Origin of the sequence: Actinomyces sp. 2119 (genome assembly GCF_003591215.1) — a bacterium.
Taxonomy (GTDB): Bacteria; Actinomycetota; Actinomycetes; order Actinomycetales; family Actinomycetaceae; genus Actinomyces; species Actinomyces lilanjuaniae.
This window is the reverse complement of record NZ_QYRR01000006.1, coordinates 1-14,850: the sequence shown is the minus strand read 5'-3', so window position 1 is coordinate 14,850 and position 14,850 is coordinate 1. Positions and strand designations below refer to the sequence as shown.

Here is a 14,850-nt window from a genome sequence, read left to right as displayed (position 1 = left end):
ACTAGGAGGCAGTGTCAGGAGGAGCGGCGTGCGCGTGCAGCCCTCCGCTTGAGGGAGCGGCGTTCGTCCTCGCTCATCCCGCCCCAGACACCTGCGTCCTGACCGTTCTCCAGCGCCCACTTCAGGCAGGTGTCCACGACCTCACAGCGGGCGCAGACCTCCTTGGCTCGCGCGATCTGGGCAATGGCTGGACCTGTGTTGCCGACAGGGAAGAAGAGTTCGGGGTCGACAGTCAGACATGCAGCCCGGCTACGCCAGTCCATGAGTGCCCCCTTCAAGGTCTCTTGTCAACGGTCCAAGGTCTCCGCGTCAGTTCCTGGCCCTCCAGTTCGATGTGGCCCGGACATAACCCGCGACGCTGGTCGGAGGGACGGTGTCCACGTACGCGCACTACCTTCACATGTGGTTAGGAAACGAGCAAGAGCCCAGTGGTGAGACCTGTGCCGAGACAGTGTCGTGATCCTCACAGGCGATGTTTCGTACGTTCACGAACGCTGTGGTTGTGAGCGATTCCTGGCCGTGCGAATCATGGCGGCAGGAGCACTGTGGTACCTGCGTGGGGCCGTGTTCTGCCGGGTGGCTCGTGGGCGTACCTCGGCAGCACAGCCGGTCGTGGTTGCTACATGTGGATGGCAGGCACGTCAGGTATATTGCGCTGCTCCGTTGGCTGCTGGGCCCGGCTGCTCGCACGGGAACGGGGCGACCACCTGCAGCGGTGTGGCGGTGCCACGGTGGACAAGGACACCGCGCCCGGGAAGGGACAGCGCCCGGGGATCCGTGGCTGGGCGCAGCGGCAGCCCGGCGACCTGGTTCCCCGGACCGATTCCCGGCCACAGCACGACGACGGCGGCGCGTTCCCGCAGAGTCGCCAGCACGCCTCGGTAGGCGCAGGCCGCTCGGTCTGTCGCCGCCGAGGCCAGGACGGTGCCTCCGCATCCGAGTACGTACTCTGCTGCGGACACTTCCTCGTGCGGAGCCAGGTCGAGGTCGTCATACACGTGAACAGGACCGGTGAGGGCGTGCTCAAGCGCGGCGAGCGTCGCGGTGCGTCCGGACCTGGGAGGGCCGACGACCAGCACGCTGGTGCCCCGTGGCACGGGGACGGGAGAGGCGTCGTCACCTCCTATCGCCCAGGTTCCGGGGGCCACGCTGGCAGCGGGGACGAGCCGCGGAAGCGGCTCCAGCCGGGGCACGGCAGGACCGGCTTGGCTGTTACGGCGAGGGCGAGGGCGTGAGCGCTGTGAGGTCGGGCTCGGAGGGAGGACCACCTGGCACGCAGCGGTACCGGAGCCGTCTAGGACGATACCCCGGCCTGGGCCGCTGCCGGTGACCACTGCGCGCGGAAGACAGGCCTGAGCCGCCTGGTCGTTGCGATACGCCCCAAGAACCAGCCTCAGTCCGATGGCGCAGCCCCAGCGGGAGGAGGCCGCAGCCAGGGGAGCAGTCAGCAGCAGGCAGGTACCAGTGCCTGGGGCGGTCCGGACCAGCGTCTCCAGCAGGCTGTAGCCCTCGCCGGGACCAAGGGCCTCGTCGACAGCAGGCACCAGGGCGTCAACGTCGTCTAGGCACAGCAGGCTCCCGGCCAGCGACCCGGAGGCAGCCAGGGACCACAGCCGGGCCAGGCGCCGGGGATCCTCGGCCCCGACAACGGTACCCAGTCCGTCAGGTGCTGGCTCCAGCGCGGACCACACCTGGTCGACTGTTCCGCAGGGAGGTGCTGCTGTCTTGGAGGACTGGGGGCGTGGTGACCGGGACAGGCACAGGTGGACGGGTAGGTCGGCCTCCAGGGCGGCTGTGGCGGCGCTGAGCAAGGTCGTGGTACGTCCTGACCCAGGTGAGCCTAGGACCATAAGCGGGCGCTGGCTGTCCCAGTACCACAACCCGAGACTCTGCTCCTCCGGCAGGTCGGTGAGCCCCAGCAGGATGGTCGGGGCCTGTTCGGGGGCCTGCGCCGCGGTCGTGTCCTGGTGGCGGGACTGGGGGAGGGCGTACGTCCTGCGGGGTGCGGCGAGGGAGAGGGCCTGGTCCCGGTCCACGCGCGCTGGTAGAGGTGCTGCCCACGGTCTCCAGGCGGCTTCGTGGCCCTGCGCGGACGCGGCCACAAGTCCTACCAGCGACGCAACCTGTTCCTCGGTCCCGCACCAGGGAGCCTGGAGGACCTCTGAGTCGGGTGCGTGCGTCCCGTGGACGAGCACCCGACCGGGATGGCGTGGCAGGTGGGCGGCGCCCTCGTGGCCCAGGACGTCCCGGGAGTCAGCCGAGTCCAGGACGCGTAGGCACGCTCGCAGCGCTGTGTTGGTACGGATTGTCGGGGACACGGCTCCCTGAGGTCGCTGTGTGGCCAGGATGAGGTGGATGCCGAGGCTGCGTCCCTGGGCGGCTAGGCGCACCAGGGTGTCCAGGACGTCGGTATGGCTAGCAGCCAGCGTGGCAAACTCGTCAATGGCGATGACCAGGCGGGGGACCCTGATCCGTGGGGGCAGGGAGAGGATGTCCTTGGCCGCGTGCGAGGACAGGAGCCGTTCCCTGCGTCGGACCTCGGCCTGGAGGGAGGACAGTGCCCGCTGAGTGCCCGCGGGGTCCAGGTCAGTGAGGACGCCCGCCGTGTGTGGCAGGCTGGCCAGCAGGCCGAAGGCGGCACCCCCCTTGTAGTCGACGAGGACCAGCGTCAGCCGGGCGGGGCTGGTGCCCAGCGCCAGCTGCAGCAGCCAGGAGACCAGGAGCTCGGACTTTCCTGAGCCGGTCGTGCCTGCAAGCAGGGCGTGGGGGCCGTGCTCGACCAGGTCGGCGCGGACAGGACCGTCCGCTCCCACGCCGAGGACGGCCTCCAGGCGGGGCGTCCCCTGGCCTGTGGCTGTCAGTCGTTCCTGACGCTTCCAGGACTCGGAGACGTCAGCGGGGTCGAGGTCGTCAAGCAGTTCGCTGAGGACGACCTGCTCCGGCAGCGCGCCATCCCTGTCTCCCGAGCCGCCTGCCTGCCAGGTGACTGCCCCCAGGGTGCACACGGCCTCCCACCAGGTACGTGAGCAGGTGGGGGCCGTAGACGACCCGGCCCTGACGCTGAGTGCCTGCGGTGGCACGGAGCCGTGTGGGCAGACCAGGATCATCGCCTCCCTCGGGCGGTTCGCGGGGCCCCACAGCAGCCGCGCGCCTGTATCGGTCAGGAGCACTCGAGCCTGCTGACGAGCCAGGACCTGGCTACACCACCACCGTAGAGTGTCGTGGGCGTAGTCCCCGGTCAGGGCTAGCCGGTCCCCGCTGTCCAGCGACAGGACCTGTCTCCTGCGGGCCTTGCCGGTCCAGGCCCGCTGCTCCTCCCCCTCCTGATCAGAAGGCGGCTGCACGCCCGTGCCAGCGTCAGAGGGGCGGGGATCGAAGGAGCGGGCTGCCACGGCAAGCAGCATGGTCGAGGGATCGGGGCGGTGTCGGCTCCAACCAGGTCTGTCACGTCGTGGACAGCCCCGGTGGGTAGGAGCAGGACGGGTGCTGGCGCGGTGCCGTGAGGTCTGGTCCTGCGAGGCCAGGGCCAGCCGCACGGCGAGCATAGCTATGACAGGCACAGCCGCTATCAGCCTGAAGGTGCCTGGTACCTGCCCCGAGTGGGTGGAGACCAGGGCCAGTGCCGCCACCGGCAGGAGGCAGACCAGGACCGTAGCAAGGGCTCGGCGGTAGGCGCCTGCCTGGGGGCGTGGCGGGGTCGCGACCAGGAGGCTGGTAGGGCGGTGCCGCAGCTCGAGGACTGAGTCGCCCAGGTGTAGCCGGGACCCCTCTCTGAGACGGCTGTGCCCGTGCAGCCGCCGCCAGCGTCCTCGGGGAGGCCGGTGCCAGGAGCCGTTGGCCGAGCCGACGTCGTGGGCGTCCACCCCGCCCGGGCGTGCACGCAGGGACAGGTGGTGACGGGAGACCAGGGGGTCTGACAGCACTCCGTCTCGCCCGAGGACCACGTGGCCGTCTACTGGTACGACCAGCCCCGTGTCAGGTCCTGTCAGTACCGCCAGGTGCCAGGGGGAGGCCAGCGAGCTGCGGGCGGCGCGGACAGCAGGCTGCCGGTACCGCGTATCCGGTTCCTTGTGCGCGTGGGAGGCTGTGGTTGTTGTCGTGGCTGCGGTGGTCTGGGTCGGTGCGGCGTGTCGAAGGGTCACGTCTGCCAGGGTGCTTCCTGACGGGGACGGCTCCTGCGGGAAGCAGACGCTGTTGTGGACCCGGGGGGCACAGGATGCTGCTTCTGTTACCTGTGGTGTCCCGGCGGTAGGCGTGACCGGGGCAGACATGGGAGAGGATATGGGTATGAACGACTCCTCCCCCGTTAGCAGCAGCGCCTCAGGCACGACCGGGGCGGCGGCCGTGGCCGGACCGGTGTCCGACACCACGGCTGGCACCCCGAGCGGGTCTGCGCCTGGGCCGGTAGCTGCGGTCCCGGCTGGCGCACGCCAGCGCTGGAACGAGCTTGTCCGGCTGGTCGAGCAGGCCCGTGACGCCTACTACGACGCGGTTGACGCGCAGAGCCCGTTGTCTGACGCGGACTACGACCTCCTGTACCGCGAGCTGGAGGACCTCGAGCGCAGCCACCCCGCGCTGGTCGTGCCTGACTCCCCGACGCAGACCGTGGGGGGGCGCCCGACGACGACCTTCGCGCAGGCTCGGCACCACCAGCGTATGTTCTCCCTCCAGGACGTGTTCTCTGTCGAGGAGGTCCAGGAATGGGCCCAGCGCGTGTGCGCAGACACCGGTACTGACGACGAGGACCTGGTGATGACCGCTGAGGTGAAGGTTGACGGCTTGGCCGTTGCCCTGACCTACGTCGACGGCGTCCTCACCCGGGCGGCCACGCGGGGTGACGGGACGACGGGCGAGGACGTGACCGGCAATGTGCGGACCATCTCCTCGGTGCCTCTGGTGCTGGCGGGGTCCCACCATCCTGAGCTCCTTGAGGTTCGAGGAGAGGTCTATTTCCCGACGCAGGACTTCGCGTCCTTCAACGAGGAGCGGCGCTCGGCCAACCTGAGGCGACAGGAGCAGGGCCTGCCCCTCCTGCAGGTCTTTGCCAACCCGCGCAACGCCGCTGCTGGTTCGCTGCGCCAGAAGAACCCGGCAGTCACCGCCTCCCGGCCGCTGGCGGTGGTCGTCCACGGTGTGGGGAGAGTTGTTCCGGCACCCGGAGCACCGGTGCCGACTACCCAGCACGAGTGGTACGACCTCCTGGGCGGCTGGGGGCTGCCGGTGTCCCAGTACAGTGCCGTGGTCCGGGGCAGGCAGGAGCGTGAGGCCTACATCGACCGCTACGCGCAGCGTCGGCACGACCTCGTCCACGAGATCGACGGGATCGTCTTCAAGGTGGACGACCGTCGACTCCAGGACCAGCTGGGCACGACCTCGCGCGTGCCCAGGTGGGCCGCCGCCTACAAGTACCCCCCGGAGGAGGTACGTACCCGTCTGCTGGATATTGACGTCCAGGTGGGCCGTACTGGTCGCGTGACTCCTTTTGGGATCATGGAGCCTGTTCTCGTGGCGGGCTCCACGGTGTCCCGGGCGACTCTCCACAACTCCACTGAGGTCCTCCGCAAGGGGGTGCGTGTGGGGGACCTGGTCGTCGTGCGCAAGGCCGGAGACGTCATTCCCGAGATCGTGGCGCCCGTGCTCGAGGCACGCGACGGCTCGGAGCGCGAGTTCGTCATGCCCACGGACTGCCCCTCCTGCGGGACGCCGCTGGCGCCGGCCAAGGAGGGCGACGTCGACCTACGGTGTCCCAATACACGCTCCTGCCCGGCCCAGCTGGCTGAGAGAGTGATGCACATCGGTTCCCGAGGGGCACTTGACGTGGAGGGACTGGGGGAGGAGGCTGCGATCGCCCTGACATGGCCTGACCAGGGGCGGGCTGAGGCGATGGCAGCCCTGGCGGCAGGAGGAGCGCTGGAGACAGAGGGGGGCAGGCTGTGCCTCGACGCCGATGACCGTGAGACCATGCACGTCTCCGAGCGTACCGAGGCCGTCGCGGCCCTGCTGGAAGAGGCCGGGATTGTGCAACAGGACCCGGTGCTGACTGGCGAGGCTGCTCTGTTCGACCTGACGACGGACGATCTTCGCGACGTGTTTGTCTGGCGAGAGGTCTCCCGGCGGGGGCAGCCCACCGGGGACTGGCGCTTGAGCCGGTTCTTCTGGACCAAGCAGTCCTATGGTGACCAGGGGCAGGTGACACGCCCGACCGCTCCGGGAAAGAACGCTACCGCAATGCTCTCCCACCTGTGGACGTCGCGGAGCCAGCCGCTGTGGAGGGTCCTTGTGGCACTGTCGGTCCGTCATGTCGGACCGACGTCTGCTCGTGCCCTGGCGGCTCGTTTCGGCTCATTGGACGCGTTGTGCGAGGCCAGTCTGGAACAGCTTGCCGAGGTTGAGGGAGTTGGGCCGACGATCGCAGCCTCCTGGGTGGAGTGGCGTGAGGTGGAGTGGCACCGCGAGATCCTCCAGCGGTGGAAGGCCGCCGGCGTGCGTGCCCGGGATGACGTGGGGCAGGTGGCCCGTGAGGTCCCGGCCCGTGTCCTGGAGGGCCTGACCGTTGTCATCACCGGGTCTCTGAACGGGTTGACCCGTGACGAGGCGAAGGAGGCAGTTGTGGCTCGCGGTGGAAAGGCCTCGGGAAGCGTGTCACGGCGAACCAGCTATGTCGTGGCGGGGGAGAGGGCGGGGGCGAAGGAGACCCGGGCGCGCAAGCTCGGGGTTCCCGTCCTGGATGAGGAGGAGTTCACCCGACTGCTGGCTGATGGTCCTAAGGGCCTGTCCGCACCCTGAGCGCCTGTGTCATGCGCCCGGATCAGTAGTGGGAGACCACGGTCGTGCCGATGTCGACCCAGTCGTAGATCCACTTGGCCTCCTCGACAGGCATGTTGACGCAGCCGTGGGAAGCCGAGTAGCCGAAGTCACTGCGCCAAGGGGCTCCGTGGAAGGCGTAGCCGCTGTGGAAGTAGGAGACCCACGGGACGTCTTCGGTGCGGTACCTGCTTCCGTCGATGTTGTCTCCCTCCATCGTCTGGGAGTCGTACTGCAGGTAGATCTGGTAGGTACCAGTCACTGTGGGGGTCTCCTCCGCGCCGTCGACGATCGTGACAGGACCGCGGACCACGGTGGCACCCTCGTAGGAGGTGACGGTGCGGCTGGCCAGGTCCACGTCAATCCACTTCTCACCGGGCTCAGCCTGGTAGATGAGCTTCTCCGCGCCGTCGGCAATGGTCCGCTCGCTCCACGTCGCCTCGACGACAGTCATCTCAAAGGCCCCGGAGTACGCCTGGTTGTCGTCGAGAGCCTGGACGATCTCGTCGGAGACCTCTGCTGCGTTGTTCACGTCCTCGCCGTCGACGGCCTCGACGGGTGTGGAGACGACCTCCCCGTCGGAATTGACGTTCCTCTCCCCGTTGACGGGCTCAGAGCCCGCGTCGGCAGCCTGCGCCTCCACCCAACTGGTGACCTGGGCGGCGTCCACCTCAATGGTCGGTGCGGCGTCCGCGGAGTTGGTGACGGTGATCCAAGAGGCCTTCTCAACGGCACTGGCGGTGTACACGGAGGTACCGTCAGCGGTGGCGACGGTGATGTCCTGGCCGACCCACTCGTTGGCCTTGTCGGCGGCCTCCTGGGCCTGGGAGTCTGAGACCTCAGGAGCGGAGGAGTCGAAGGAGACGCTGACACTGGTCGGGGTCAGCGACGCCGCTGCCTTTCTGGCTGCCTGGCCCAGGCTGGCGGAGTCCAGCGAGGTCCCGGCTGACGACGGAGTGATCGTAAAGGTCGCCCCGTCCTCCTCGAGCAGGACAGTAGCGTTGACCGCCTTGACCTGATCCTCGGGGATCAGGGAAGTTGCGTAGTCAGCAAGCGCCTGGTCATCGGAGGCGGTCACCACCTCGATCTCCTGGTCGTTGACAAGCGCTCGAAACCGGTCGACCAGGGCGTCTCCGCGCGCCATGGCCGCGTCAGCGGTGGCCTCGGCGTCCACGGAGACCCCGAGGTCCTCCAGGGAGGCAGTCACCTCGACGTCGCCTGAGACCGTGACTGTCGCCTTGGCGGTGAGGTCCTCGACAGCGGTGACGACCTCCTCCCGGGTCTTTCCTGACAGGTCGGTGCCCGCCACCACGGTGCCGGGTACGGCGTGGTCCTCATAGTGGGATGCGTAGGCGTAGGCAGCGGTGCCGACTCCTAGCAGGAGCAGGAAGGAGGCTGCGGCTGTCCACATGGGCAGCCGACGCCGACGAGGGGCTGGGGCGTAGGCTGACTCCTCCCAGGTGCGGGAGTCCGGCAGCGCGGCGGGAACCGGGTCCTCCCGGGCCTCCTCCACGCCCGGCGCAGGGACCGATCCTGCGGCAGCAGCACTCGACTCCGTCACGGTCGCCACGGCCCCGGTGCCCTTTTCCGCCTCAGTCCCGTGCGCGGGAGAGGTGTCGGCCGGAGCCTGCAGGGGCTCCGAGGGCGTCGTTGCTGACATGCTGACGGCGTCGGAGGTCTCGGCTGCCAGCGGGAGAAGGACCGACCCGGGGGCGTATCCGCTTGGCTCATCCTGGTTGCGGGGAGGAATGCTGGCTGGCAGAGCCGACTGTATCGCCCGTGTCGTCTCCGATCCCGCTGATGCCCTTGGTGCAGGTCCTGGTCCGCCCGAGGCTCCCGCACCCAGCACGGAGCGGCGGCGTACGCCGGCAGACTCGCCGTAGGGCGTGCTCAGTACCGCCAGCTTGTCGGCCGAGGCACCTGCCTCGTTGCCCCTGGAGCTGATGGGGAACGTGTCGCTGCTCATGGAATCCTTATGTCCTCGGAGCGCAGGCGCTGCTCACGAGTGTGTGGCGTCGGCCTGTGCCTGCGGGTAGGTAGCCGGTGCGTCCCTACAGAACGTGCTGAAGCAAGATCCTCTACTATCACAGTCGTCCCAGGCTGATATGTCAACCAGCTGGAGCCGGTGATGTGCTGTGAGATGGTACATGACCTATGGTCTGCTGCAGAGGTATGGTGCGCGACGTTACGTATGAGTCGTCTCTCCTGGGCTGTCTCCTCGGTTTCCGTCGAGGTGTCCTCACCCGCCGCGCCGTCTCGTCGTCGTGCCCGTGCCAGGTGCCGCGCCACCACTGTCCTCACCGTTAGACTCACGCCCATGTCTGCTATATCGAAGGATGAGGTCGCTCGCGTTGCCGAGCTGGCGCGTGTGGCCCTGACTGAGGAGGAGGTAGACCGCCTGGCTGACGAGCTGGACGCGGTCGCATCCTCCTTCGCCCGCGTCGCAAGCGTGGTGACCGCTGACCTGCCTGCCACCTCCCACCCTGTTCCGCTGACCAACGTCTTGCGGCAGGACTCCCCCGGGGCCGTCCTGGACGCCGCGGAACTGCTCGCGGGGGCGCCGACGGCTGAGGACTCTCTGTTTCTTGTTCCTCGGATCCTGGGTGAGGAGACAGCCTGAATGAGTGACATGACCTCCCTGCTCCGATCTAGTGCTGCCACCCAGGCGGCCGCCTTGGCCTCCGGCGAGGTGTCCTCCCGGGAGCTGACCCAGGCGCACCTGGACAGGGTTGACGCCGTTGACCACCTTCTCGGGGCTTTCCTTGACGTCAACGCAGACAAGGCGCTTGCGGAGGCTGACGCTGCCGATGCTGCTCGTCGCGAGGGCGGGGCCGCTGCTGAGCTGGCGGGTGTCCCCGTGGCCGTCAAGGACCTTGTCTGTACCCGGGGTCAGGCCACTACCGCTGCCTCGAAAATCCTCCGGGGCTGGGTCCCCCCCTATGACGCCACCCTGGTACGGCGCGTCCGGGAGTGTCAGATGCCGGTACTGGGCAAGACGAACCTGGACGAGTTCGCCATGGGCGGCTCCACTGAGCACTCGGCCTTCGGCCGGACCGCCAACCCCTGGGACTTCGGCCGTGTCCCGGGGGGCTCCTCCGGGGGCTCAGCCGCCGCTGTTGCTGCTTTCGAGGCCCCGCTGGCAGTTGGGACCGATACGGGTGGCTCCATCCGCCAGCCTGCAGCAGTGACGGGCACGGTCGGTGTCAAGCCCACCTACGGGACCGTGTCCCGCTACGGGGTCATCGCTATGGCCTCCTCCCTGGACACGCCGGGTCCGATGGCCCGTACCGTCCTGGATGCAGCCTTGCTGCACGACGTCATCGGTGCCTACGACCCGTTGGACTCCACCTCGTTGCCTGACGCCCCGCGGGGTATGACCGCGGTCGTCCGCGCAGCGCAGGAGCGCCGGGACCTGACCGGCCTGAGGGTGGGGGTGATCACCGAGCTGGATGGGGGCGAGGGGTACCACCCGGGTGTCGTGAAGTCCTTCCACGCGGCCCTGGACCTGCTCCAGGACGCTGGTGCGGAGGTCTCCGCCGTCTCCCTGCCGCACCTGGAGTACGCGCTTGACGCCTACTACCTGATCATGCCTGCGGAGGCGTCGTCGAACCTGGCCCGCTATGACGGGATGCGGTACGGCCTACGTGTTGAGCCCTCAGAGGGGCCGGTAACGGCTGAGACGGTGATGGCAGCGACTCGAGGAGCAGGTTTCGGTGACGAGGTCAAGCGTCGGGTGGTCCTGGGGACGCACGTGCTGTCCGCTGGCTACTACGACGCCTACTACGGAAGCGCCCAGAAGGTGCGCACACTCGTCCAGCGGGACTTTGCCTCCGCCTGGGAGGACTATGACGTCCTGGCCTCGCCCACCGCGCCGGTGACCGCCTACAAGTTCGGAGAGAAGGACGACCCGCTGGCTATGTACAAGCTGGACGTGACGACGATTCCAGCCAACTTGGCCGGAGTGCCCGCCATGAGCCTGCCCTCGGGGCTCAGCAGTGACGGACTGCCTGTGGGCTTTCAGTTCCTGGCGCCTCAGCGGGCTGACGACCGTCTCTACCGTGCAGGGGCGGTCCTGGAGGCTGTGCTTGACGAGCAGCGGGGCGGGTCGTTGCTGTCCTGTGCTCCTGACTTGGCTGAGGCGGCCGGGCAGTGACAGGGGCAGCAGGGACGGTAGGGCTGTCACGACGGACAAACCAAGACCCACGACGCATTGAGGTGGACTGATGAGCGACCCGCTGATGGACTTTGACGAGGCTGTGCGCCGTTACGACCCGGTGCTGGGGCTGGAGGTGCATGTCGAGCTCGGTACTGAGACCAAGATGTTTGACGCTGCACCCAACGTTTTTGGTGCCCAGCCGAACACAATGGTGACCCCTACCTCGGTAGGGCTTCCCGGCGCGCTGCCCCAGGTCAACGCCCGGGGGGTGGAGTACGCGATCCGTATCGGGCTGGCCCTGGGGTGCCAGATAGCCAGGTCGTCTCGGTTCGCCAGGAAGAACTACTTCTACCCGGATCTGTCGAAGAACTTCCAGACCTCTCAGTCGGATGAGCCGATCGCCTATGACGGGGCGGTGGAGGTCGAGCTTCCGGACGGGACTCTTTTTACTGTCCCCGTCGAGCGGGCGCACATGGAGGAGGACGCGGGAAAGAGCACCCATGTCGGTGGCGCGGACGGCCGGATCGAGGGTGCCAGGTACTCCCTGGTGGACTACAACCGCGCAGGGGTGCCGCTGGTCGAGATCGTCACCCGCCCCATCGAAGGTGCCGGTGAGCGGGCGCCAGAGGTCGCAGCCGCCTACGTACGCACGCTGCGCGACGTCTTCCGGGCACTAGGCGTCTCCGAAGCCCGGATGGAGCTGGGAAACGTGAGGGCAGACGTCAACGTCTCCTTGCGAGAGTCACCTGACGCCCCCCTGGGTGTACGTACGGAGACCAAGAACGTCAACACCTTCCGCGGGATTGAGCAGTGCGTCCGCTATGAGATCCGGAGGCAGGCGGCCGTCCTTGCGGCTGGAGGCAACGTGGTCCAGGAGACCCGGCACGGCCAGGCGGACGGCACGACACGAGCGGGACGAGTCAAGTCGGACGCGGACGACTACCGCTACTTCCCTGAGCCGGATCTTGTGCCGGTGGTGCCCTCTCGTGAGTGGGTGGAGGAGATCCGTGCCAGCCTGCCGGAGATGCCAGCGCTGCGGCGGCGTCGGCTTCGACAGGAGTGGGCACTCAGCGACACGGAGATGCGTGACGTGGTCAATGCCGGGGCAGTGGACCTGATCGAGGCTACTGTCCACAGTGGGACAAGCGGGCAGGCCGCACGTAAGTGGTGGATGGGAGAGCTGTCTCGCGTCGCCAAGGAGACAGATACTTCCTTGGAAGAGCTGCCGGTGACGCCGGGACAGGTCGCCCAGTTGCAGAAGCTGGTTGACTCCGGACGCCTGACCGACAAGTTGGCGCGACAGGTCCTAGAGGGCGTTCTTGCCGGGGAAGGAGACCCTGAGACGGTAGCGACGGCCCGGGGGCTAGAGGTTGTCTCCGACGATTCTGCTCTACTGGAGGCCGTCAACGCTGCGTTGGAGGCGCACCCCGATGTCGTGGAGAAGATACGAGGTGGAAAGGTCCAGGCGGCAGGTGCGATCGTTGGTGCGGTGATGAAAGCCACGAGAGGACAGGCAGACGCGAAGCGGGTCCGTGAGCTGGTCATGGAGCGCGCTCAGGGCTGAAGGGCCGCCTACCCGGTGCTTCTCTGTCTCAGGTACCCGTCTGTCTCAGGTACCCGGTGCCGAGGCGGACGGGCAGGAGAACTACCGGGTAGCCCGAGCAGCCAGGGGGTTGCCCTCCGTGGCGTAGCAGCGGCTGGAACGCCCGTTTCGTGACAGACCGGTTGTGGGGTAGCCGGAGTCAGCGCGGGCGTCTCACTATCTGGGTCTGCTGCCGTCGCCCGGCTGTCGGGATGAGGGGACTTGGGGATAGGGTCTGAGCCGACCCTGATCGCATGGATCTCTGCCGGAGGAATATACATGGCTCAGCCTAGCCCTAGTTACACCGTCGCCCTGCACCTCAAGGTTCCTGCTTCCCAGAAGGCAGTGGCTCGACTGGTGGACACCGCCACTGCCACCGGAGCCGTCGTGACTGGTGTGGATGTCGCAGAGGCGGGTACCGACACCTTGACCGTCGACCTGACTGCGGACACCCGGGACTCCAGACACCGTGGTGACCTGGTTGCCAGGCTTGACGAGCTTGACGGTGTCGTCGTCGAGACTGTCGGAGACTCGACCTTCCTGGCTCACGTCGGCGGCAAGATCGAAGTAGTGGGAACCTACCCGATCCATAACCGCCGCGACCTTGCGCGTGTGTACACTCCAGGGGTCGCTCGGGTTTGCAAAGCTATCTACGACCACCCCGAACGTGCTCAGAAGCTCACGATCAAAAAAAATACCGTTGCGGTGGTGACGGACGGCACGGCTGTTCTTGGAATGGGTGATATTGGTCCGTCCGCTGCCATGCCAGTCATGGAGGGCAAGGCTGTCCTGTTCAAGCAGTTTGGAAACGTTGACGCGTGGCCGGTCGCGCTGGACACCAAGGACCCGGAGGAGATCATCTCCATCGTCAAGGCCATTGCGCCCGCCTACGGCGGTATCAACCTGGAGGACATTGCGGCCCCCAAGTGCTTCGACATTGAGGAGCGCCTGCGGGAGGAGCTTGATATCCCGGTGTTCCACGACGATCAGCACGGGACAGCGATCGTGACCCTAGCAGCGCTGATCAACGCGCTGAAGGTTGTGGGTAAGAGGATCGAGGACGTACGCATCGTCCTGTCGGGCGTCGGTGCGGCGGGAAGCGCTATCGCCAAGCTGCTCATGGCTCATGGGGCCACAGATATTGTGGGGTACGGCCGTACCGGGGCGTTGTCTGCGCATGACACCGACGGAATGAACCAGCATCGCAGGTGGCTGGCGGAGAACACGAATCCGCGTCGGGTCACAGGAACTCTCAAGGAGGGCCTGGTTGGCGCTGACGTGTTCATCGGGGTGTCATCGGGAAACCTTCTTGACCCTGAGGACCTTTCTGTCATGGCTGATGACGCTATTGTGTTCGCAATGGCTAACCCCACTCCGGAGGTTGATCCCATAGGTGCTGCCAACTACGCGGCCGTCGTGGCGACCGGACGTTCAGACTTCCCTAATCAAATTAACAATGTCCTGGCGTTCCCGGGCCTGTTCCGCGGACTGCTTGACACGGGAATTACGGAAATCACTACGAGCCTGCTTCGTGCTGCCGCGACAGGTATCGCCTCTGTTGTCGACGTTGACGAGATCAGTCCTGTATACATTATACCCGGGGCGTTTGACACGCATGTGGCTGAGGCTGTTGCCAGCGCTGTACGGCGGTTTGCTGAGGAGAAGTAGCGCCATTGTGCTGACGCAGGCGCCACTGTGCCGTGGCGGCAACGTTCTGGGCACTGCAAGACCTGCGAGCGTAGGGCCCGCATCCAAACGGGCTTACAGCGTCTCCCGCCTGCGTGGTTCCGTACGGCCCTGACCCGCCGGTGGTCCCGGGCACGGTTGTGCGCGGGACTGCTGGCTGTAGGTCTGAGGTTCCCCGGAGGAGCCGCCACGCTATGTCGCCGTGTCCCGGCCGAGTACGGGACTGCGGTCGGGGCACGCTTCTAGGGTGCCGTCTACTGCCTCTTGTGCCTCTTGGCTGGCTTGTACCCGCGTCCGCAGCGTGCGGTCCTGGGGTGGTGCTCGGGTCGTGTCGGTTTGTGCGTCGCACGGCTCCTGTGCCGTAAGCAGCTGCCTTGAGCCGGGGAACCGAAGGTGCAACAAATACGGGGCATGGATCACCGCATACCCCGTTGACATACATGATCTGGCCCAACTACTATATTCGGGTTGCTCTTGCTGGTTGTGCTGCTGCTGTTGTTGTGGTGGTGGTGTGGCTGGTTGTGGGTGTGTGGTTTGAGATCTCGATAGTGTGTCTTGTTCTTTTATGCCTGTCTGGGTGGGGCTGTCCTGCTGTGGGTGTGCCTGGTTGTGGTCGTGCGTG

8 protein-coding genes are annotated in these 14,850 nt (G+C 67.0%); 5 read left to right on the top strand and 3 right to left on the bottom strand.

What is annotated here, in order from left to right; all coding sequences use genetic code 11:
* Positions 1-14: 14 nt before the first annotated feature.
* Together D4740_RS08130 and D4740_RS08125 are read right to left on the bottom strand one after the other, a co-directional pair.
* Complete coding sequence (locus D4740_RS08130; RefSeq protein ID WP_119836452.1) at positions 15-263, bottom strand: WhiB family transcriptional regulator; 249 nt, start codon at positions 261-263, stop codon at positions 15-17.
* 378 nt (positions 264-641) lie between these two features.
* Entirely contained in the window at positions 642-4,142 is a 3,501-nt protein-coding gene (locus tag D4740_RS08125) for an FtsK/SpoIIIE domain-containing protein (protein WP_182911372.1), read from the bottom strand.
* Positions 4,143-4,356: 214 nt separating this feature from the next.
* On the opposite strand from D4740_RS08125, the gene ligA reads away from it, so the two are divergent.
* Entirely contained in the window at positions 4,357-6,786 is a 2,430-nt protein-coding gene (gene ligA / locus D4740_RS08120; protein ID WP_119836665.1) for an NAD-dependent DNA ligase LigA, read from the top strand.
* 22 nt (positions 6,787-6,808) lie between these two features.
* On the opposite strand, the gene D4740_RS08115 is transcribed toward ligA, so the two are convergent.
* Positions 6,809-8,770, bottom strand: coding sequence for a L,D-transpeptidase family protein (locus D4740_RS08115; RefSeq protein ID WP_119836450.1), 1,962 nt, complete (start codon positions 8,768-8,770; stop codon positions 6,809-6,811).
* Positions 8,771-9,121: 351 nt separating this feature from the next.
* Between D4740_RS08115 and gatC the strand changes: the two genes are divergently transcribed.
* From gatC to D4740_RS08095, 4 genes are all read left to right on the top strand, one after another.
* Positions 9,122-9,424 carry an Asp-tRNA(Asn)/Glu-tRNA(Gln) amidotransferase subunit GatC gene (gene gatC / locus D4740_RS08110; protein ID WP_119836664.1) on the top strand — a complete coding sequence of 101 codons (303 nt, stop codon included), beginning with the start codon at positions 9,122-9,124 and terminating at the stop codon, positions 9,422-9,424.
* Positions 9,425-9,433: 9 nt separating this feature from the next.
* Complete coding sequence (gene gatA / locus D4740_RS08105; RefSeq protein ID WP_119836663.1) at positions 9,434-10,957, top strand: Asp-tRNA(Asn)/Glu-tRNA(Gln) amidotransferase subunit GatA; 1,524 nt, start codon at positions 9,434-9,436, stop codon at positions 10,955-10,957.
* A gap of 70 nt (positions 10,958-11,027) precedes the next feature.
* Positions 11,028-12,524, top strand: coding sequence for an Asp-tRNA(Asn)/Glu-tRNA(Gln) amidotransferase subunit GatB (gene gatB, locus D4740_RS08100; RefSeq protein WP_119836449.1), 1,497 nt, complete (start codon positions 11,028-11,030; stop codon positions 12,522-12,524).
* A gap of 297 nt (positions 12,525-12,821) precedes the next feature.
* Entirely contained in the window at positions 12,822-14,210 is a 1,389-nt protein-coding gene (locus D4740_RS08095) for an NADP-dependent malic enzyme (RefSeq protein ID WP_119836448.1), read from the top strand.
* The last annotated feature ends 640 nt before the right edge of the window (positions 14,211-14,850 follow it).

Bases quoted from the DNA above. Each gene is read 5' to 3' on its own strand.
- D4740_RS08130 (WP_119836452.1), bottom strand. From the start codon at position 263: ATGGACTGGCGTAGCCGGGCTGCATGTCTGACTGTCGACCCCGAACTC.
- D4740_RS08115 (WP_119836450.1), bottom strand. From the start codon at position 8,770: ATGAGCAGCGACACGTTCCCCATCAGCTCCAGGGGCAACGAGGCAGGT.
- gatC (WP_119836664.1), top strand. From the start codon at position 9,122: ATGTCTGCTATATCGAAGGATGAGGTCGCTCGCGTTGCCGAGCTGGCG.
- gatA (WP_119836663.1), top strand. From the start codon at position 9,434: ATGACCTCCCTGCTCCGATCTAGTGCTGCCACCCAGGCGGCCGCCTTG.
- gatB (WP_119836449.1), top strand. From the start codon at position 11,028: ATGAGCGACCCGCTGATGGACTTTGACGAGGCTGTGCGCCGTTACGAC.
- D4740_RS08095 (WP_119836448.1), top strand. From the start codon at position 12,822: ATGGCTCAGCCTAGCCCTAGTTACACCGTCGCCCTGCACCTCAAGGTT.